Raw genomic sequence first — 18,931 nt, forward strand, 5'->3', positions numbered from 1 at the left:
CGGGCTCGCTCCTCCGACTCACTCCGAGGAACACACCTATGGCGTACGTCCGTGGTCACTATCGCCGGAACGGTTCCTACGTCCGGCCGCATTACCGCCGCACCAGGCAGGCCGCTCCCTCCCGGTCCCGCCCGGCAGGCCGTCCCCGTCGAACTGCTACGACCGCTGCTCCGCCACACTTCGATCCGGCGAGCCCGGTGACGCGCGTGAGGGGGCACTACCGCAACGGCTTCTACGTCAGGCGGCATCACCGTCGTATCGGTCGTCCGGCAGCCGTGGCGACCGGCGGCACGATCGTGTTCCTGCTGATTCTCGCGCTGATAGCCCTGAGCGGTGGCGGCGCGGGTTCCAGCGGAACTCCCGATAAGGGGCAGGTGACTCCGTCGGTCCATCGGCAACGTTGATCAACAGCTTCCGCCCGAGCCGGCGGGCGAACGCCTGGCGGTACCACGTCGCACCGGAAGCAGAGCCCCGGACGTGCGCGCGCCCGAGGCCCCGCGGAGTGCTGGAGGCGGCAGCACATCGACCAGGGTGCTCATGCCTCTGCCGACGGGACCGGAGACCGATGCCGCCGGCCCGGGGCGAGGACCGAGGAGGGGGATGCGCCGTCCCAGGCATGGTGCGGCGCTCTGCGAACAGTGCCCCGCCCTCCTCACCGCCCCTGCAACGACCTCACATTGTCCCCGAACGTCCAGTTCCTGGACCCATCCCAGTTGATCGACCACGTCATCAGCCCCTTGAGGGCGCCGTTGTACTTGGTCCAGGCCTGGCGGACGAGGCTCGGGGACATGTAGCCGCCGCCGGCGCCGGGTTGGGCGGGGAGGCCGGGGACCTGTTTGTCGTAGGGGACCTTGATGGTGGTGCCTTGGATGACGAGGCCCTTGTTGAGGCAGTCGGTTTGGGCGGTGAAGCCCTGGACGGTTCCGGCGGAGTAGGAGTCGCCGGAGCAGCCGTACATGCTGCCGTTGTAGTACTGCATGTTCAGCCACCAGAGGCGGCCGTTGTCGGCGTACTTCTTGATGATGGGGAGGTACGCGCCCCAGATGGAGCCGTAGGTGATGCTGCCGCCGGTGACGTAGGCGGTTTCGGGGGCCATGGTCAGGCCGAAGTTGGAGGGCATCTGGGCGAGGACGCCGTCGATGATGCGGATGAGGTTGGACTGCGAGGCGGAGAGCTGGTTGATGTTGCCGCTGCCGGTGAGGCCGGTCTCGATGTCGATGTCGATGCCGTCGAAGTTGTACTTCTTCAGGATCGGCACGACCGTCTGGACGAAGCGGTCGGCGACCGCGCTGGAGCTGAGGTCGATGCCCGCCGCGGCGCCGCCGATGGACATCAGGAGCGTGGCGCCGTTCGCCTTGGCCTGGCACATCTCGCTCGGGGTGGAGACCTTGACCGTCGCGTCCATCCCGTCCTCCCACAGGACGGTGCCGTCCGAGCGGATGACGGGGAACGCGGCGTTGATCACGTTGTAGCCGTGGGCGCCGATGCGGCTGTCGGTGATGGGGGTCCAGCCGAACGGCGGGTGCACCCCGTTGGAGGCGCCGTCCCAGTTCTCCCAGTAGCCCTGGAGCACCTTGCCGGCCGGTCTCGACTTGACCGGGCAGGTGTCGGCGGCGGGGGCCGCCGTGCTGGGTGACGCGGCGACGAGCATCTGTACGGCGGCGGCCATGGCCAGGCCGGCCCCGAGCAGGCGTGAGGTCCGACGGCGGGGCATGGGTGCTCCCTTCTTGGCATGGCGGCCCGCGCCCGGGTGGGCGTGGGCCGCCATGGGGGTGTCCGGGTTCGGTGGCCGGTTCCCTTCGGGGAAAGGGTGAGGAGAGCATGACAAAGCGGGGTGCTGGTGTCGGGTTCTCGCCGGCCGGGGGAGGGGGGTGCGGTGTGGTCGCCCCAACGTAGGTTGGCCGGGACATGACGTCAATAGGTCTGGACCACATCGGTGTTCGGGGGAGGGTGACCTTCTGGCGGCTCGCCGGGCGGAGTGCCGGTCCCCTTCGCTACGCGCCCAGGACCTGCTTCAGGTCGTAGCTCACCGGTTCCTCCAACTGGGCGTACGTGCACTGCTCCGGTTCCCGGTCGGGGCGCCAGCGGCGGAACTGCGCGGTGTGGCGGAAGCGGTCGCCCTGCATGTGGTCGTACGCGACTTCGAGCACGCGTTCGGGGCGCAAGGGGACCCAGGAGAGGTCCTTCTTCCCGGTCCACCGGCTGGGACCGCCGGGGAGCCGGTCGGCGGCCTGGGCGTCCTCGCTGGTCCAGTTCTCCCAGGGGTGGCCCGTGGCGGAGGCCATGCGCAAGGGTTCCAATTCGGTCATCAGCTCCTGGCGCCGCCGCATGGGGAACGAGGCGCAGACGCCGACGTGTTGCAGCCGACCGGCGTCGTCGTACAGGCCCAGCAGCAGGGAGCCCACGACCGGGCCGCTCTTGTGGTGGCGGAGACCGGCGACGACGCAGTCGGCCGTGCGTTCGTGTTTGGTCTTGACCATGACGCGTTCGCCCGGCCGGTAGGGGAGGCCGGGGGGCTTGGCGACGACGCCGTCGAGGCCGGCGCCCTCGAAGTGGTCGAACCAGTCGCGGGCCAGGCCCAGGTCGTCCGTGGCGGGCGCGGTGAAGACCGGCGGACCGGCGTCGCGCAGCGCCTTCACCAGGGCCTCGCGGCGGTCCCGTTGCGGTACGGGGATCAGCGACTCGTCGCCGAGGGCGAGCAGGTCGAAGACCACCAGGCCGGCGGGCGTCACCTCCGCCAGATGGCGTACCCGGGAGTCGGCCGGATGGATGCGCTCCAAAAGGGCGTCGAAGTCCAGACGGCCGTCGTGGGCGATGACGATCTCGCCGTCCAGGACGCAGCGCGGCGGGACGTTCTCGCGCAGGGCGCCGGCCAGTTCGGGGAAGTAGCGGGTGAGCGGCTTGCCGGAACGGCTGCCCACCTCGATCTCGTCACCGTCACGAAAGACGATGGCCCGGAAACCGTCCCATTTGGCCTCGTACTGCATTCCCGGCGGGATGGCCGCGGCGGGCTTCGCCAGCATCGGGCGCACCGGGGGCATCACGGGGAGGTCCATGGGGCGATTGTGCGGGGGTGGGGTGGAGTGCGCCCGTCGGGAGGGGTGGCGTTGTGGGAGCTCTGGGGGACGGGCCTACGACGGGCGTCCCTCGCCCCGGCCGCCTAGCGTGGGTGCATGGCTGCTCAGGCGCTGGAGCTCACGGTCGGCGGGCGGACGGTCAGGGTGTCCCACCCGGACAAGGTCTACTTCCCGCGGCGCGGCTTCACCAAGGCCGACCTCGTCCGCTACTACCTCGGCGTCGGCGACGGCGTGCTGCGCGCCCTCAAGGACCGGCCCACCACGCTGGAGCGGTACCCCGACGGCGTGGAGGGCGAGTCCTTCTTCCAGAAACGGGCGCCCAAGAACCTGCCGGACTGGATCCCCACCGGCCGGATCGCCTTCCCCAGCGGCCGGCACGCCGACGAGCTCTGCCCCACCGAGCCCGCCGCCGTCCTGTGGGCGGCCAACCTCGGCTGCCTGACCTTCCACCCCTGGCCGGTGCGCCGGGACGACACCGAGCACCCGGACGAGCTGCGCATCGACCTGGACCCGCAGCCCGGGACGGGGTACACCGACGCCGTGCGGGCCGCCCTCGCGCTGCGGGAGGTGCTGGACGGGCTGGGGCTGAGCGGGTGGCCCAAGACCTCCGGTGGCCGGGGCCTGCACGTCTTCGTCCCCGTACGGCCCGAGTGGACGTTCACACAGGTGCGGCGCGCGGCCATCGCGGTGGCCCGCGAACTGGAGCGGCGCGACCCCGAGCGCGTCACGACGGCCTGGTGGAAGGAGGAACGCGGCGCCAAGATCTTCGTGGACTACAACCAGACCGCGCGCGACCGCACGATAGCCAGCGCCTATTCCGTACGGCCCTTCCCGCACGCACCCGTGTCCGCGCCGCTGAGCTGGGAGGAGGTCCCCGACGCGGTGCCCGAGGACTTCGACCTCCGCACCATGCCGGCCCGCTTCGAGGACGTGGGCGACGTGCACGCCGCCATGGACGCGCATCCCTGCCGACTGGACGCGGCGCTCGACCTGGCCGCCCGCGACGAGCGCGAACACGGCCTGTCCGACCTGCCCTATCCGCCGGAACACCCGAAGGCGGCGGGCGAACCGAAACGCGTCCAGCCGAGCCGGGCGAGGAAGTGACCGCTGACCGGTAGGGGGGTGCCGGGGTCGGTAGAGGCGGTGCCGGGACCGGTACGTGTGGTGGCAGGAGGGGCGCGGCAGGCCCCGCCGGGCCGGTCGCCAGCGGACCGACCCGAGCCGGGGGTCGAGTCGGAGGACGAGCTGGAGGTCGAGTCGGACGTTGTGCTGGAGTGCCGTGCGTGCTGTCCGGATGGGGTGCGCGTCGGCCCGCGTCACCGGCTGGGACTGAGGAAGTGACTGGTGCGAGCGTTGTGGGGATCGGTCCGTGTGTCGTCGCGTTGCGTTCGGTGCGGGTGTTGTCGATGAGCACCACGGTCTGGGCGGGGACGCGTCCGGTCCGTGGCTTCTTGGCAGGAGGGGCCCCGGTCACCCGCGCACCAACCCGAGTCGCGGATCGAGGCGGAGCGCCGTGCTTCCCACCCGGAAGGGGCTCACGCCGGCCCGCGTCACCGGCTGCGGGAGCAGGACGAGATCACGGAGGCCGGGCACGTCCGACCACGCCTCCGGAGGGTCGCTCGCCGGACCGCGGCCGGTGAGCCACGGGGCGGGCACCGGAACGGTGGCGTGCAGCAGGCGGCGGACGGTGCGCCGGTCGGTGGGGTCCACGCGTCCGGGGAGGGCGGTGCGCCGGGTGTGGTGCGTGGGGTGGAGCCACTGGCGGCCGTCGGGGGTGAGGTAGGTGGGAAGGGCACGGAGGCCGTCGGCGCCGAGACGGGTGACGAGCTCGTCGGCGTGCTGGTTGCCGTCGGTGAGCGGGTGCAGGGCGGTGGTGCCGGGAGGCGGGATCGAGCGCACCGTGGCCTCGGCGGCGCGCCGGGCGTCGTCCGCGATGCGGCCGATGTCGTCGTCCGCGGCGAACTCCGGCCCGTACACCTGGTCCACAAGCCGCTGCACGTCCCCCGGGACGCGGATCGGCCCCGTCAGGGTGGCGAGGAGGCTCCGGGTGCGGCGCAGGAGGGACGCGGAGTACACGTCGCCCCAGGCGTCGGGCGGCAGCCGGCCCGTGGGAGTCAGCACGACGAGGCGGGGCGTGGGCGCCCAGGCGGGCCGGTCGGTGCGGGGGTGGCGGTGGACGCGGCCGGCGCGTTGCAGGAGCAGGGCGAGCGGGGCCAGGTCGCTGATGACGAGGTCGAAGTCGACGTCGAGGGACTGCTCGGCGACCTGGGTCGTGACCAGGACGAACGGGCGGGCGGGGCGTCGGCCGCCCGGCCCGGTCCAGCGCTGGACACGCCGCACCACACCGGCGCGCTGCCGGGCGGGCATCCGGGCGTGCAGCAGCCGCACCAGGGGCGGACGGGCGGACGCGCCCCACGCGGAGGCGAGGAGATCGTGCGTGGCCTGGGCGTCAGCGACGGTGTCGCAGACGAGCAGCGCGCAGCCGCTCGCGGTGCGCCGCAGCGGGTCGAGGAGGTCGAGGACGGCGCGGGCGCGGCCCTCGGGCCGGTCGGGGTCGTGGGTGTGGACGCGGTGGACGGTGTGCAGGGCCAGGGTGCGCGGGCGGGCGGCGGAGAGGGTGCCGGAGGAGGTGAGGGCGCCCGTGGCGTGGTCGGCGTATACCCACCCCGGGTAGCCGGGCGAGAAGTCGGGGGAGTCCGGGTGCCCGGCGCCGTGCCGGTAGGCGTGGACGAGCGCCGCGGCGGTCGTGCCGGTGACGGTGGCGGAGAGCAGGACGACGGGCACACCGAGGGCGCCGAGCCATTGGAGCAGGCGCAGGGTCAGGGCGTGGCCGTACGCGTCGTAGGCGTGCACCTCGTCGATCACCACCGTTTTGCCGGACAGGCCCAGCCACCGCACGGCCATGAACCGGTGCGGCAGCACGGCCAGGGCGGCCTGGTCCCAGGTGCCGACGGCGACGCCGCCCAGGAAACCGCGGTGGCGACCGCGCAGCCACTCCGTGACGGTGCCGGGATCGCGGGTGGCGCTCCGCAGGTCGTCGGGCGTGTACACGGCGTCGAGCCGGGCCAGGGCGTGCAGGAGGGTGACCGGGGGCGGGGTGCGGCAGTGGGTGCGCGCGTGTTCCCGTACGCGCGCCCACATGGCGTCGGTGGTCGCCATGGTCGGGAGCAGGAACGCCAGGCCGTGCGTGCCGGCGGCCGGTCCCATGACGCGCTCGGCGTACCAGGCGGCCTCCGTCTTGCCCTCACCCGTCGGCGCGGTGATCAGCAGCAACCCGGCGCCGCCGTGGATGAGCGCGGGCAGCCGGGCGGCCAGATCCGCCTGGATCGGGTACGGCCGCAGGCCGGGCAACAGCTCGGCGAAGTCCTTGATCCGCCGCCACGAGGGCGGCGCGAGCTGGGCCTCCCGCAGCGTGCCCGGCGCGGCGCGGCGGGCCCGGCGGACGTGCGCCCGCCAGTCCCCGGCGTCGTCCTGCTCCCAGCCACGGCGGCGGCCCCGTATCCAGGACGGCTGGGACACCAGCCAGTCGGCGAGGACGACCAGGCCGGTGGTGATCGTGGCGACGGGAACGGGAGCCGGACGGGACGGATGGACGGGCGGGCCGAAGACGGCGTGGACTAGGCGGACCAGGCCTGCCCGCTGCGTGTCCCAGCCCGCGCCGCCCAGACCGCGCACCTTGCCCTGCGGTTCCGCCATCTCCACGGACGTCAAGGGGAGGGGATAGACGCCGTGGTGGCCGCCGAGGAGCTGGCCGAGCTGGTGGGCGACCGCTTTGCTGGGCCGGTCGTCCAGGGGCAGGCCGCAGAGCCGGTGGAGGAGTTCGGGCAGGGCCAGGTGCGTGGCCCGTTCGTGGCGGGGGGTGCTGGACGCCGGGTCGGCGGGCGGGTAGCCGGGCGCTCCGGTGAGCAGGTCGGCCGTCGGAACGCACGCCTGGAACCCGGGGGTGATCTTGCCGAGGTCGTGGAGGCCGGCGAGACAGCCGACGAACCGGCGCGCGTCGGCGTCGCTCAGCCCCCACCCCGTGGCGATGGCGCGGCGGCGGCACGGACCGAGGTAGCGGTCCCACAGGAAACCGGCCATCGCGCCGGCGTCCAGGGCGTGACAGCCCAGCGGGTACGGGCGGCCGTCCAGGCCGCGTTCCTTGCCCCACAGGCGGGGGTCGAAGGGTTCCTCGTCCCATGGGTGGGGAGGGAAGGGCTCCGCGTCCGGCGGGCGTGGGGCGAAGGGTTCCGTGTTCGGCGGGAGTGGGTGGGAGGGTTCGGTGTCCGGCGGGATTGGCGGGGGGTCTTCGTCCGACGGAGGAGGGATGGGGTGCGGGGGAGGGGAGGACGACATGGGCGCGGGTCCTTTCGCGGTCGGGTCGGGACGGGGTGGGGTGGGCGCGGGCCCTTTCGCGGTCGGGTCGGGACGGGATGCGATGGGGTGGGTGCGGGTCCTTTCGCGGTCAGATCAGGTCAGGTCGGGACGGCGCGGGAGAGGACGGGGCGGGAGGGGACGCGTCGGGACGGGATGGTGGGAATCGGCTGCCTGGTCCGTGAACGTCCGCCCCCTCACTCCTGATAAGGCGCCACCGACAGCAGCCCCAGCCCGAAGGCCCGCCCCCGCCCGATGCCCGTCAGCACCGCCGTGCGCAGGGCGTCGGAATCGGTGACGGCGCCCACGCCCTCGAAGCGGATCGCCCGCAGCCGGATCGGCGGCGCCGTGCCCCGGGTGGCGCGGACGTCGGGCTGCGGCAGGTCCTGGACCAGGCGGTTGGCCACGCCCGCCTTGCGGGCCTGCTGGTCCCACCAGGCGAGCGCGTCCTGACCGGACAGCGGCACGCGCGTGCCGCGCCGGCCGCGCACGAAGAGGGACTTCATCGGGTTGGCGTCGATGCGGTAGCGGATCAGGCGGTCGGCGCGGATCCAGTCCAGCAGGGGGCGGAGGTCACGGTGGTCGATCTGCCGGGTGTAGCCGCCCCGGAGGGCGTTGTGGTTGATCGGCAGGGTGGACTGGACGAGCAGCACCGCGCCCGTCCGCTCGCGCTCCAGCCGGTACAGCGTGTTCAGGGCGGCGCGCGGCGCGGTGCCCAGCGCGTCCGGGAACAGGGACTGGACCGTCCGGTGCAGGCGGGTGGCGTCCTGCAGGTCACGGTGCACGTCCGGGCTGCGCTCCTCCAGGAGCAGCCGGGCCAGGTGGACAGGCGTACCGGTCATGCGGCGGCGGCCTCCTCCCGGTAGGCGGTGAGCGCGGCGATCCAGGCAGTGCCGCGCCCGGCGTCGGGGGCGTCGGGCAGCTCGCGCCGCCGTTCCCACACCGGTCCGCGGGTGAAGAGGCGACCGGGGCCGCGGAGCCGGTCGCGCGGCTCGTCGTCCGGCGGGGCGCCCGGCTCGGGGGCGGTGTCGTAGACGAACGTCACGGGCTGCCGCGGGCCGGGTGCCTTGGCGCGGTGCAGCGGGACGAGGTCGAGTTCGGCCACCGGGTCCGGGACGTCGGCGCGGACGAGGACGGGTGTGTCCGGAACGCAGGACCGGCGGCCGAGGTGCGGGGCGTACACCGGGTGGCCGAGCGCCGCCCCGCACACCCGCACGACGTCGTCCGGACCCGTCACCGCGACCGTGAACGCGGCGTCGGTCAGGTACCAGCGCTCGGTCACGACGGTGCCCTCGCCGAGCTTGCGGAACTTCCCCTCGGCCGTGGGCGGCGTGCGGTGCCGGGGGTGGCCGCCGCCGACGGTGTGGAAGTCCCGTTCCCGCCGTCCGGGCCGGTCGACGCGGACGGTGAACCGCAGCTCCGCGAGATCGGCGTTGGCGCTGTCGCGGACGCGGCCGAGCGCGCAGGCGAGCAGCCCGGTCAGGCCGGAGCGGGTGGGCCGGCGCCGCGTCGTACGGATCTCGAAATCGGCCGGCCCGCCCCAGGATTGCAGCGGCCCCGACAGGTGCAGCAACAGTCCGGTCATGCCCGCTCCTCCGCCGGCGGCCGGGCACCTTCCCCCGCGACGAGGCCGGGTTCGCCCGTGCCTCCGCTTCGGGCCCGCTCCCCGGCCACCGCGTCGAGGAGGGGACGGGGCGGCGCGGCGTGCCGGGACACCGCGTCGACGACGTGCCCGATCAGCGTGTCCAGGGGATCGACGCGGGTCCCGAGCGCGGTGAACTTCCGCTCGGTCAGGCCGCCGTGCGCGTGCGCGACCAGGCCACCGGTCCCCAGGAAGCGATGGTGCGCCGCGGCGTGCCGGTCGAGCCGGTCCAGCGACTCGGGCAGGTAGCCGCGCGGGCTGTCGGGCACCGGGGACTCGTACGCGCCCACCAGGCTCACCGGCCGGTCCGCGCGCACCGCGACGTACACCAGGTGCGGCACCGTGAACGGCGCGGTTCCGGACGACTTGGCCGGCAGCACCGTGGTGGCGAAGGCCCGCAGGAACTCCCTGGTCACCGTCCACGCCGTGTCCGCGTCGCCGTCGAGGTTGCCGAGCAGCTCGGTGACGTTCAGCGAGGCGTAGCGGTAGAAGGTGGCGGAGGTGTAGCGGCTGTCGCCCATGTGCCCGGCGCCGGTCTCGGTGCGCTCCTTCTGGAGGATGTCGTCGACGGCCGTGAAGTAGTCGAGCTGGGTGCCGGCGGCGTGCGTGCTCAGCGCGTGCGCCATCTGGACGGCGCCGTCCACGGTGGAGCCGGACTCGTTGGCCAGCATCCGGCCGAACGCGGCGACGGACGCGTTCCGGCTCTGCAGGATGGCCAGCACCTCGGCCTTGGGGAGCACCTTCGCGGCGTACGCGGCGAGCCGACTGCTCTCGCCGAGGGCCGGTTCCTCGTCCCCGTCCGCCTCCGGCTCCTCCTCGTCGGCCGGTTTGCGCGGGGCGCGCTTGCCGGGCTTCGGCGCCTCGGCCGCGAGGTCGTACGCGGCCTGGGTGATCTCCCCGCGGTGCGCACCGGCCAGCTCCGCGAGGTCGTCCAGGGCGCTCTCCGGGAGGAACAGCAGGGCGTTGGTGCCCTGGCTGTCGGCGATGCCCAGCCCCTTCACCCCGGCCGCCAGGACCAGCATCTGCCCGGCGGTCAGCGCCACGCCGGGGTCCCAGCCCCGCCCGGTCAGCCGCCGCGCGACGGCCCGGGGCACGGCCCGGGTGCGCACCGCCCGTATGCCGGTGGCCTCTTCCACGGCCTGACGGGTGTGCCGCTTGCCGTTCTGCGAGGACTGCCGGGCCCGCAGGACGCCGCCGTACTTGGCGGACTTGGGGGCGCCGTACCGGTCCCGGTTGAGGTTGGAGTAGGGGAAGGACTGGATCAGGTGGGCGTCGACGAACAGGCGCCCTGATATGTGGGCTTGGGTGTGGGTGGTCATGGTGTTTTCTCCGTGCTCACGGGGACTTCTCCGGCTTTTCCTGGGGCGCGCGGGCCGGTTTCGCCTCGGATGCGCTGGTCGGCTTCGCTTCGGAGACGTGGGTCGGCTTCGCTTCGGGCGCGCGGGCCGGTTGCACCTCGGACGTGCGGATCGGTTTCGCCTCGGACATGGGGGCCGGGGCGTGGAAGGCGCGGGCCCACTCGATGCGGACGTACTCCGCCCGCGTCGGCCAGCGGGTCAGGTCCCGCAGCAGCACCGGCCAGCGCACCGGCACCCCGTGCGAGCGCAGCAGCGAGACCGCGCCGGGCAACTCCCGGTACAGGTCGTCCGCGTCGAGCTGCGCCAGGTGGGACAGGGCGTCGGCGGCGTTCCGCGCGCGCATCGCGTGCGTGGCGGCGGCGCGGGCGTAGGACCAGCCGAGGTTGTGCCGCCGGTCGGCCGGTTTCGGTGACGGGGTGCGAGCAGCCGGCGTACGAGGGTTGGGCGCGTCGTGCACCGCGTACAGGCAGGCGACGAGCAGATACGGGTACTCGGTCTCGCGCGTCGCCGGGGAGGCCGGAATGGTCCCGTGGGGCAGCAGGTGCATGTACAGCCGCCAGGGTGAGGCGAGTTCGTCGGCCAGCCCCTGGCGCAGGGCGGCCCGGCCGCCGGGGGAGTCGCACGCCTTCCGGACGGTGCGCAGGAAGCGTTCGTACGGCGCCAGGGGGCTCGGTGGGCTGTCGGGTGAGTTCGGGCCGGTGGCCTGGGCAGGCCGCACGGGGCCTGTCTTGGCGGGCGGGGACGGGTTCGGCGCGCCGTGTTCGGGTGGGGTGGCCGGGGCGACGTCCGGCGCGGGCGTTCGGCCTTCCGGTGCGCCCGCGCCGTCGTGCGGTCCGGCCGTCCGGGAGGCCGTGCCGGGCATGGGGTCTTCCGCGGTGGTCATACGGGCCTGTTCCTTCCACTACGAGGGGACGCCCCGTCGCGAGGGGACGTCTCGTTGCGAAGGGGCGTCTCGTTGCGAAGGGACGCCCTTCCGCTACGAGGCGACGCCCTTCCGGCACGCGGGTGCGCCAGCGTGGCGCGGGCCTGGGCGATCGGGTGCAGTCCCTCCGGGGTGGTCGCCGCCGGGAGGGTCGTGGCGTCGTAGATCCGCAGTGCCAGTTCGCGGAAGCCCGGGGCCGGGGTGTCGTCCTCGGTGATCGCCGACCAGAAGAGGGGCTCGGCGCGCTCCCAGAACTCCGCCGTGGCCTCGTCCGCCCATGAACAGGCCTTCTCGCCCGGTGCCATCCGGTGCCACGCGGACCGCAACGCCTTCGCCAGGTCCGTGGCCGCCGTCTCCGCGGCCACCCGGATCGTGGCGACCCTGGCCGCCCGTAGCGGGTGGTGCGCGGGCAGGAAGGGGGCGATGCTCGCCGGTGTGGTGGCGGCGTACCAATGCGCGTCCCGGTCCTGCTTGTCCTGGTGGCAGCCCAGGGCGCGGACCCGGACGACGGGCAGGGCGTCGAGCACCGCGCGCGGCAGGTCCGCGAACACGGGCAGCCAGCCGGGCAGGATGCGGCCCGTGACACCGATCGCCGCGGGGTCCTTGGCGTGGACGAACGCGTCGAAGTCACGCACCAGCGACCGGCGCCAACTCGCCCGGACCGGTCCGCCCTTGGGCCGGTCGATGACGAACGGATCGCGGGCGGCGGGGAGTTCCGTACGGGTGCCCCACGCCACCCAGCAGCCCACCACCCGCTCGCCGTCCCCGTCGGGGGCCAGCAGGACGTGGTGGGCGGTCCGGCCGGTCAGCAGCGACACCGGGCCGGTGACCGGCGCGGGCAGCAGCGGGTCCTCCCACTCGTCCCGCTCCCACGGCGCGAGGTCGTCCCGGGTGCCGTCGCCGCCGGTGGGCGGCGGGCACGAGAGCACCAGGGAGGTGAACAGGGTGTCCGCCAACGGGTGGAAGGAGACCAACGACCGCAACGGCGCGGCCTTCATGTTCTTGGAGTCCACCCCGCCGTGCCGCCGTTGCGCGCCCGTCCCCGCCGGCCCGTAACCGCGCCAGGCCAGCACCCAGCCCAGCGCCTGCGCGGAGGGCACCGGGACGTCCTGCGGGGTGTGGTCCAACCACGGCTGATTCGCTCCGGACGGGCGGGGCAGCACCAATTTCGCGGGCGGTGCCCGCCGGGAACATTCCGCCGCCAGTCGCGGATCCTGGAGGAAAGGCCGCCTCGGATCGTAGAGGTCGAAACGGGACCGCCATCGGTCGCAGTAGGCGTGCACGGACTCGGTGTCGAAATGGCCCGTCGTCAGGAGAGCGTCGAAACGGTCTTCCCACTCTTCCCGGGTCGGCGGGCCGGTTCCATCGAGTGGATGAAGTGCGCCGACGCGTATCGCGAGGGCCGTGAGCAGTCGGCGGAACATCGACTCGACGGCCGGATTCGGAATGTCCACATCGGCGGCGAGGTGTGCGGCCGTCAATGCGGCCCGCAGTCCGATCTCGCGGCGCGAGCCCGGCTCGGCGCCCGGGACCAGCGCGTTCAGCTCCTCGGGCGGGGCGTCGCCGCGGAAGACGACGGCGAGACAAGGGCGGTCGAGGGTGTTGTAGGCGGGCCTGGCGGGGGCTTCGTCGCTCACGGCAAGGACCTCCTGTAGGGATCGCCGCTTTGATCACCCGTCCCGGGGCGGGAATCGATGTTCTTCCCCGTGCTGCGGCTTCTCCGGCTTCTCCGCGTTCACCCCGAGATTCTTCTGATCGGAGTTTCGCGTTCTCGCTGTTGATGGGTTGAAACCTTGAAAGGTGGTGAAAGGCGGTGCGAGAAAAGACCTGACTCCGCGACGCTAGGTGTGCGTGTCGAGGAATCGGACGGGGACCGGGAAACCACCCCGTACGGAATGCCCTCCGCGCTAATATCGAGGGGGCTCATTTCGCGCGGGCGAATGTGTCCCGTGTGCGTGTCGGGGCTGAGAGGGATACGCGAGCCGCTCCGCGCCGGCGGGGTTGTGCCGTTCCGGGTGCCGTCGGCGGTCGGCGGGAGATCTGCCGAAACCCCGCCCGGCCGCCGACCGCCCCCCTACCGTGGGAAGTGCGCTGTCCACCGGGGGACGGAAAGACGGACACCTCGTGCGGGCCCGGAAAGACGCACGCCGCCCAGGCCGAGGACGCCATGCCGCTCACCCAGCTCTCCCCGCTCCCGAAATACCGCACGGACCTGGTGACGCGTCGGCTGTGCGCCACGGCGCACCTCGACGACGACTTCGCCCGCACGGCGTGGAAGGAACTGGCCGGCGACGCCCTCACCGCGGTGGGGCTGCCGCTGGGCATCAACCTGGTCGCGCTGGTGCGGCACGCGCGGCAGGCGGTGCTGCGCAGGGAGCGCCGGGATGCCGTGCTGGCGGTTTCGGTGACGGTGCTGGTCGGATGCGCCGCGCTGGCCGTCTGGGCGCTGGTCGGCGGGCACACGACGTGGGCGGTCGTCGCGGCCGGCATCAGTGGCGGGGTGCTGGCATTCTCCTGGGTGGTCGTCTTCCGGGCCGAGCGGGCGGCGCGGGCGGCGGCGCTGGCCCTCGGGCGGCGGCAGGAACCGGCGCGGAGCCTGGCCCCGGCGGTCGCCCCGGAGGTCGAGAAGGCCCTGGAGGCCCTGAAGGGAGCCAACTTCGTCGCCTACCACGCCTCGGTCGAGTCGGTGAACCCGTTCGTGGGCAGCGGGTGGCGGATCAAGGAAGCGGTCTGGACGCCCATCGACGTGGGCCGTCCCGCCAAGGACGACCAGGGCAGGCCCCAGCAGATCCGCCCCTTCGACGCCACCGACCTGCACCAGTACCTGGCCGTGGAAATGCCGCGCCTGGTGGGCCTGGAGACGCTCAAGGCCCGCAACCGGCTCTACGTCCGCGGGCTGCACGTCTCCCACCTCGGCGCGGGGGTGCTGCCCGATCCGACGCGCCGCCCGCTGCCGGTCATCCCCCGGCAACTGGTGCGCTCGGGCGCCGCGCGGCCGGGCGCCGGCGCGGAGACGTACCTGTGCCTGCGGATGCTCGGCGAGGGCGGGCGGGTGGTGGTCACCATGCACCTGAGGGCGCTGCTGTTGATGCCGCGCCTGTCGTGGGAGGTCGCCTCCTACGTGCTGCCGCCGCTGGCGAGCCGGTTCGACGCCGTGGAGTACCTGCCGTCCGGGCCGGCGGCGCTGTGGTGGGACACCGTGCGCACCGTCAACGAGGAGTACCGGGAAGCCGTGTTCGGCGCCCCGGACCGGCTGCTGAAACGGTCCCACCAGCGCCACCGGCTGGAGCGGGAGCTCTCCGGGATCCGCCATGAGATCCGCAAGGGGCGGATGTACTACGACTACGGAGCGAAGGACAGCCTCAGGGAACGGGTGGCCGACTGGGACCGCATGGGCTACGCGGAGGAACGGGACGCGACGCACTTCTTCCAGCGGTTGCAGCAAGGCGTGCTGATCGCGACCGAGCGGTTCCTGGAGCAGCACAACGTGGACACCTCCGACTTCGAGAGCGCCCAGCGGCAGATCATCACCACGCAGACCTACCACATCAACGGCCCGGTCAACGGGCCCAGCCAGTGGGGCAACAACAACTCGCAGGGCAACCAGCCCGTCGCCCCGCCCGGCGCGGCGCCACCGGGCGGCGGCCCCTCGCCCGCCCCGGCGCCCGGGACCTGATCCGTGCCCCCACCTCGTCAGCCGCGCTCACCCGCATGCATCCGTGCTTCGTCATCCGCGATCCGTCCGCACGGCCTCGTCCGTACGGTCTCGTTCTGACGACCGACAGTTCTGACGATCCACAGTTCTGACGACCCACAGTTCGGACAGCCGGCAGGAGGCCCACCATGAGCACCTTCCACGTCAACGGCCCCGTCAACGGGCCCAGTCAGTGGGGCGACGGCAACGCCCAGGTCAACGCGGGCGCGTCGGCGTCGCCGGCCGAGGCGCTGCGGCTCGCCGGCGAACTGGCCGGGCGGCTCGGCCCCGACGCGCCGCCGCAGGCCGCGGCCGTCCGCACCGAGCTGGCGCGCGCCGAGGCCGCGGGCGCCGAGCCGGACCGGGGGCGGATCCGGGAGTGGCTGGACACCCTGACGCAGAGCGTCGGCGCCGCCGGCGGCACGCTGGCCCTGATCGAGGGCATCCGCCGGGCACTCGGCGGGTGAGGGCGGGCGGACCGGGGGCCCGCTGGATCGGCAGGCCGGCGCGGCCGGCCCCAGCCGCCGCGGGCGCGTGCCGCCGACGCCGGCCCCTGGCCCCGCCTGACCACCGCCCTGCCTTTCGCGCCGGCGATCCCACCCCGCCGGACACGCTCAGGCCCCGCACACCTCCGCGGACGCCGTCCCCAGATCCACCGCCAACCCGGTGCGCAAGGGCACCGTGCGCCCGGGCGGGACCTCCTGGGTGCTCCCGTCCGGCCGTCGGGCGTGCCAGGTGGCCGGGGAGCGGTTGGTGAGGCCGAAGTGGCCGGGGCGTTGGGGGTGCTCGGACAGGGCGGCGATCACCGCACCGTCGGAGTAGTCGTGCCGCCGGGGTTCGGCCTCCAGGTGGTGGGCGAACAGCCGGGCGTCGCGGCCCAGGCGCACCGTGCGGACCGTCCGCGGCCTGCTGGTGGTGAGTACCAGCCGGGGCGGCAGGAGCAGCGTCTTGCCGCAGCTCCAGCAGGTGCCCGGGGTGCGGCCGTCCGGCTCGGTCATGTTCTGCCGTCCGCAGTCCGCGCAGGCCACGATGGTGTCGCGGATCTTGCTCAGGGTCTCCCGCCACTGTGACTCGCGGACCCGGTGGGCGGGCTCGCGCAGGCCCTCGGTGAAGTTCTGGACGAACAGCGCCCGCAGCGTCTCAGGGGCGGCGGCCCAGGTGGCGAGCACGGTCGGCTGCTCGGCGGGGTCGGGGCGGTTGGAGGTGTCGTGGGTGTCGAAGACGAACACCGGGCGGGTGCCGTACAGCCGCTTCTCGGCGGCCTCGTCCATGCAGCGGATGCGCAGTTCCTGCGCGCCTTTGAGGGGGTGGTGGTTCATCAGCAGCATGAACAGCAGGACGGCCAGGGAGTGCAGGTCGGTCTGGGTGCTGGGCATGGCGCCCTCGTCGCCGCGCACCAGCTCGGGCGCCATGAACTCCATGGTTCCGGAGATCCCGGAGACCCCGCCCTCGGCGACCGCGTTGTCGTTGTCGCACACCAGGACGTCGCCGTCGGCCGGGTCGAAGAAGATGTTCCCCCAGGAGATGTCCCGGTAGGCGATGCCCCGGGAGTGCAGGGACGCGTACGCCTCCACCGTGTGTACGCCGGCGGTGATCAGAGCCCGGGGCGTGGTGCGCAGCTGGCGGCGGAAGAGGTCGGGGAGCCCCTGGAAGCGCTGCGGGCGCAGCGGCATCAGATAGCCGAAGCCGCCCTGCCCGTCGAACACGGTCTCCTGCGGCCACAGGAACCGGTCGTCGTCGAACCCGCGGGCCACCAGGTCCTCCACGATGTGCAGCTGCCGCTCGGTGGCGCACGACGGGTAGTACCACTTCAGCGCCCGTTCGCCGTCGGGGGTGTCCGCCCGGTACACCTCCCCCTGGCCGCCGGAGCCGAGCAGGCCCGTGATCGTCACCGGCCACCCGGGCTCGGCGGTCAGGCGGGTGCCGGGAGGGAGCATGCCGGTCGTCATCGGTCCTCCTGTGCGTCTGGGGTGTGCTGGGCGGGCCGCCAGGCGGCGGCCACGGTGGTGTCGTCGCCGGAGTACCGGGCGGCCTGGGCCAGCCACGCGGGCAGGTCGTCCGCGACGGCCGCGAACCCCTGGTCGCGCAGCCGGTCGTAGGTGCCGCGGACGAACTGCACGAACCCCTGGTGGTCCACGAAGCTCTTGGACAGGCCGTCGGTGGAGAGCATCACCAGTGAGGGCGCGCATTCGGGGGTGGCGAGCGGGGCCCAGTGGACCCGCACCAGTTCCCACGCCTGGAGGCTGCACAGCGAGTCGGTCTCGTCCCCCAGCTGCGGCCCGGCCGGGTCGAGGGGGATGCGGACGCTGCCGTCGCACTCCACGACCGCCAGTTCGCCGTCCCCGAGCTGCCAGCCCACCAGCAGGTCCGCGGTGATCACCGCCCCTATGAGGGTCGTCCCGTACGGGACCAGGTGCCGCCGCCGGGCCGCCGTGTCCTGGGGCGGGCCGTCGAAGGCACCGGCCGTCTGACGGGCGTGGGCGAGCACCTGGTGCTGCCACTGGCGGACCAGTTCACGCGGCAGCCGTTCCTCGGCGTCGGCTTTCAGGCGGGGCAGCGGCAGCCGGGCGTGGGCGCGTTCGGCGAACCGCAGGCCCAGTTGGACGAACGTTTCCACGGCGCACCGGGCGCCCACGTGGCTGAGCACGTGCGCCGGGGACCCGTGGCCGTCGGCGACCGCCAGCACCACCGTGTCCCCGCCGTGGGCGCCGTCCGCGTAATCCTGGTAGCGCCTCTTGTTCGCCCCCACCGCGTGCTCGTACAGCGTCCGCCACCGGTGGCCGGGCGGCCGGCCGTCGGGCACCTGGGCGTCCGTCACGGTCACCACACGTCATCGTCGTCGTCCGCCACCACCGGCGGCGCCCAGGGGCCGTAGCCCAGCGTCTTGGTGTCACCGCCGGCGACGGGGACGGAGGCGGCCTTCACGGCGACCGTGGACGCCCAGCGGATCGCCGCCGCCAGCGCCTTGGGGCTGTTGGCGTCCAGCGGTTCCAGCTCCGGGTCGGCCAGGAACTCGCGCAGCACGTCCCGGTCGGCGTCGTCCCCGATGGCGATGGCCACCCGCACGGCCCGCTTGCCCCAGGGGGTGGCGTCCACGGCGCCGAGCCCGGCCCGCCAGTCGTCGGTGGGCTGCCCGTCGGAGACCAGGGCGATGACGGGTTTGAGGGCGCGCGAGGGCATCGGCGGCATCTCCAGTTCGCGGGCGACCAGTTTCAGCGCCTCGCCCAGGTTGGTGATCCCGTCCGTCCGGACGTCCTGCCAGACGAAGTCGTGGACGGGGACGGAGGCCGGCTGGAGCCAGCGGGCGGTGCCCGAGAACGTCATCGCGCGCAGGACGAGGGACGCCGCCGGATTGTCCCGGGCCACCGCCCGCATTTCCGGAACGGCCTCGCGGATGGCGAAGTTCAGTGCCCCGATCTTGCCGTTCAGCCCCATGGAGGAGGAGCAGTCCAGGAGCCAGAAGAAATGGACCGGACGGCTTTCCATCGGTCCGCCGGGAATATCGCTCATACGGTTTCCCCCTGTTCGGAAAGGGCTGTTCTTGCCTTTGCCGGGAACGGCTTTCGCTCCCTTGACCGGGAACGTCTGTTCTTTCTTCGCGACTTCGGGCTTCGTGGCTTGGGCTTCGCGAGTTCAGGCTTCGTGGCTTGGGCTTCGTTACTTGGGCTTCGTGACTTCAGGCCTCGCGACCTGGGCTTCGTGACTTCGAGCTTCGTGACTTCGGGCTTCGTGACGTCAGAGCGAGGTGAGGACGAGGGCGACGGCGGTGAGGAGGAGAAGCGCGAACAGCAGCGCCGAACCGACGAAGAAACCGGCGACCACACGGCGTTGCCGGGCCACATGACCTGGTACCCGCGTCACGACCACATCCCTCTTTTCCCGCCG

15 protein-coding genes are annotated in these 18,931 nt (G+C 73.3%); 3 read left to right on the plus strand and 12 right to left on the minus strand.

What is annotated here, in order from left to right; genetic code table 11:
* Window positions 1–652 precede the first annotated feature (652 nt).
* Window positions 653–1,714 (minus strand): chitinase, encoded by a 1,062-nt coding sequence (locus ABZX96_RS20010; protein WP_355546163.1) that lies wholly within the window; start codon window positions 1,712–1,714, stop codon window positions 653–655.
* Window positions 1,715–1,994: 280 nt separating this feature from the next.
* Window positions 1,995–3,056, minus strand: coding sequence for an ATP-dependent DNA ligase (locus ABZX96_RS20015; RefSeq protein WP_355546165.1), 1,062 nt, complete (start codon window positions 3,054–3,056; stop codon window positions 1,995–1,997).
* A gap of 117 nt (window positions 3,057–3,173) precedes the next feature.
* On the opposite strand from ABZX96_RS20015, the gene ligD reads away from it, so the two are divergent.
* Entirely contained in the window at window positions 3,174–4,181 is a 1,008-nt protein-coding gene (ligD, locus tag ABZX96_RS20020) for a non-homologous end-joining DNA ligase (RefSeq protein WP_355546167.1), read from the plus strand.
* A gap of 366 nt (window positions 4,182–4,547) precedes the next feature.
* On the opposite strand, the gene cas3 is transcribed toward ligD, so the two are convergent.
* From cas3 to casA, 6 genes are all read right to left on the minus strand, one after another.
* Window positions 4,548–7,412: a CRISPR-associated helicase Cas3' gene (gene cas3 / locus ABZX96_RS20025; RefSeq protein ID WP_355546169.1), complete on the minus strand. Its 2,865-nt coding sequence runs from the start codon at window positions 7,410–7,412 to the stop codon at window positions 4,548–4,550.
* Window positions 7,413–7,627: 215 nt separating this feature from the next.
* Entirely contained in the window at window positions 7,628–8,272 is a 645-nt protein-coding gene (gene cas6e / locus ABZX96_RS20030; RefSeq protein ID WP_355546171.1) for a type I-E CRISPR-associated protein Cas6/Cse3/CasE, read from the minus strand.
* Window positions 8,269–9,015: a type I-E CRISPR-associated protein Cas5/CasD gene (gene cas5e, locus ABZX96_RS20035; RefSeq protein ID WP_355546173.1), complete on the minus strand. Its 747-nt coding sequence runs from the start codon at window positions 9,013–9,015 to the stop codon at window positions 8,269–8,271. Before cas5e ends, cas6e begins: the two co-directional genes overlap by 4 nt.
* Window positions 9,012–10,391, minus strand: coding sequence for a type I-E CRISPR-associated protein Cas7/Cse4/CasC (gene cas7e, locus ABZX96_RS20040; RefSeq protein ID WP_355546175.1), 1,380 nt, complete (start codon window positions 10,389–10,391; stop codon window positions 9,012–9,014). Before cas7e ends, cas5e begins: the two co-directional genes overlap by 4 nt.
* A 16-nt stretch (window positions 10,392–10,407) precedes the next feature.
* Window positions 10,408–11,313: a type I-E CRISPR-associated protein Cse2/CasB gene (locus ABZX96_RS20045; RefSeq protein ID WP_355546177.1), complete on the minus strand. Its 906-nt coding sequence runs from the start codon at window positions 11,311–11,313 to the stop codon at window positions 10,408–10,410.
* Window positions 11,310–12,989 (minus strand): type I-E CRISPR-associated protein Cse1/CasA, encoded by a 1,680-nt coding sequence (casA, locus tag ABZX96_RS20050; RefSeq protein WP_355546179.1) that lies wholly within the window; start codon window positions 12,987–12,989, stop codon window positions 11,310–11,312. Before casA ends, ABZX96_RS20045 begins: the two co-directional genes overlap by 4 nt.
* Window positions 12,990–13,519: 530 nt before the next feature.
* Here casA and ABZX96_RS20055 point away from each other — a divergent pair.
* A complete protein-coding gene (locus ABZX96_RS20055; protein WP_355546181.1) occupies window positions 13,520–15,028 on the plus strand; it encodes a hypothetical protein in 1,509 nt (502 codons plus the stop codon).
* A 167-nt stretch (window positions 15,029–15,195) separates the two neighbouring features.
* A complete protein-coding gene (locus ABZX96_RS20060) occupies window positions 15,196–15,513 on the plus strand; it encodes a hypothetical protein (protein ID WP_355546183.1) in 318 nt (105 codons plus the stop codon).
* Between the two features lie 147 nt (window positions 15,514–15,660).
* On the opposite strand, the gene ABZX96_RS20065 is transcribed toward ABZX96_RS20060, so the two are convergent.
* The 4 genes from ABZX96_RS20065 to ABZX96_RS20080 all read right to left on the minus strand — a co-directional run bounded on the left by ABZX96_RS20065 (window position 15,661) and on the right by ABZX96_RS20080 (window position 18,907).
* The gene (locus tag ABZX96_RS20065; RefSeq protein ID WP_355546185.1) at window positions 15,661–16,995 is read right to left on the minus strand and encodes a protein kinase; all 1,335 of its coding nucleotides are present in this window, start codon (window positions 16,993–16,995) and stop codon (window positions 15,661–15,663) included.
* On the minus strand, window positions 16,992–17,870 hold the full coding sequence (locus ABZX96_RS20070) for a PP2C family serine/threonine-protein phosphatase (protein WP_355546187.1): 879 nt from the start codon (window positions 17,868–17,870) through the stop codon (window positions 16,992–16,994). Before ABZX96_RS20070 ends, ABZX96_RS20065 begins: the two co-directional genes overlap by 4 nt.
* Window positions 17,867–18,532 (minus strand): tellurium resistance protein, encoded by a 666-nt coding sequence (locus ABZX96_RS20075; protein ID WP_355546219.1) that lies wholly within the window; start codon window positions 18,530–18,532, stop codon window positions 17,867–17,869. The genes ABZX96_RS20070 and ABZX96_RS20075 overlap by 4 nt, the downstream gene beginning before the upstream one ends.
* A gap of 249 nt (window positions 18,533–18,781) precedes the next feature.
* Window positions 18,782–18,907 carry a hypothetical protein gene (locus ABZX96_RS20080; RefSeq protein WP_355546189.1) on the minus strand — a complete coding sequence of 42 codons (126 nt, stop codon included), beginning with the start codon at window positions 18,905–18,907 and terminating at the stop codon, window positions 18,782–18,784.
* Window positions 18,908–18,931 lie beyond the last annotated feature (24 nt).

The sequence above is a fragment of the Streptomyces sp. NPDC003077 genome, assembly GCF_040611095.1.
Classification (GTDB): domain Bacteria; phylum Actinomycetota; class Actinomycetes; order Streptomycetales; family Streptomycetaceae; genus Streptomyces.

What these genes read in the sequence shown, in the direction of transcription:
- ABZX96_RS20010 (WP_355546163.1), bottom strand. Translation starts at nt 1,714, where the DNA reads ATGCCCCGCCGTCGGACCTCACGCCTGCTCGGGGCCGGCCTGGCCATG.
- ABZX96_RS20015 (WP_355546165.1), bottom strand. Translation starts at nt 3,056, where the DNA reads ATGGACCTCCCCGTGATGCCCCCGGTGCGCCCGATGCTGGCGAAGCCC.
- ligD (WP_355546167.1), top strand. Translation starts at nt 3,174, where the DNA reads ATGGCTGCTCAGGCGCTGGAGCTCACGGTCGGCGGGCGGACGGTCAGG.
- cas3 (WP_355546169.1), bottom strand. Translation starts at nt 7,412, where the DNA reads ATGTCGTCCTCCCCTCCCCCGCACCCCATCCCTCCTCCGTCGGACGAA.
- cas6e (WP_355546171.1), bottom strand. Translation starts at nt 8,272, where the DNA reads ATGACCGGTACGCCTGTCCACCTGGCCCGGCTGCTCCTGGAGGAGCGC.
- cas5e (WP_355546173.1), bottom strand. Translation starts at nt 9,015, where the DNA reads ATGACCGGACTGTTGCTGCACCTGTCGGGGCCGCTGCAATCCTGGGGC.
- cas7e (WP_355546175.1), bottom strand. Translation starts at nt 10,391, where the DNA reads ATGACCACCCACACCCAAGCCCACATATCAGGGCGCCTGTTCGTCGAC.
- ABZX96_RS20045 (WP_355546177.1), bottom strand. Translation starts at nt 11,313, where the DNA reads ATGACCACCGCGGAAGACCCCATGCCCGGCACGGCCTCCCGGACGGCC.
- ABZX96_RS20055 (WP_355546181.1), top strand. Translation starts at nt 13,520, where the DNA reads ATGCCGCTCACCCAGCTCTCCCCGCTCCCGAAATACCGCACGGACCTG.
- ABZX96_RS20060 (WP_355546183.1), top strand. Translation starts at nt 15,196, where the DNA reads ATGAGCACCTTCCACGTCAACGGCCCCGTCAACGGGCCCAGTCAGTGG.
- ABZX96_RS20065 (WP_355546185.1), bottom strand. Translation starts at nt 16,995, where the DNA reads ATGACGACCGGCATGCTCCCTCCCGGCACCCGCCTGACCGCCGAGCCC.
- ABZX96_RS20075 (WP_355546219.1), bottom strand. Translation starts at nt 18,532, where the DNA reads ATGGAAAGCCGTCCGGTCCATTTCTTCTGGCTCCTGGACTGCTCCTCC.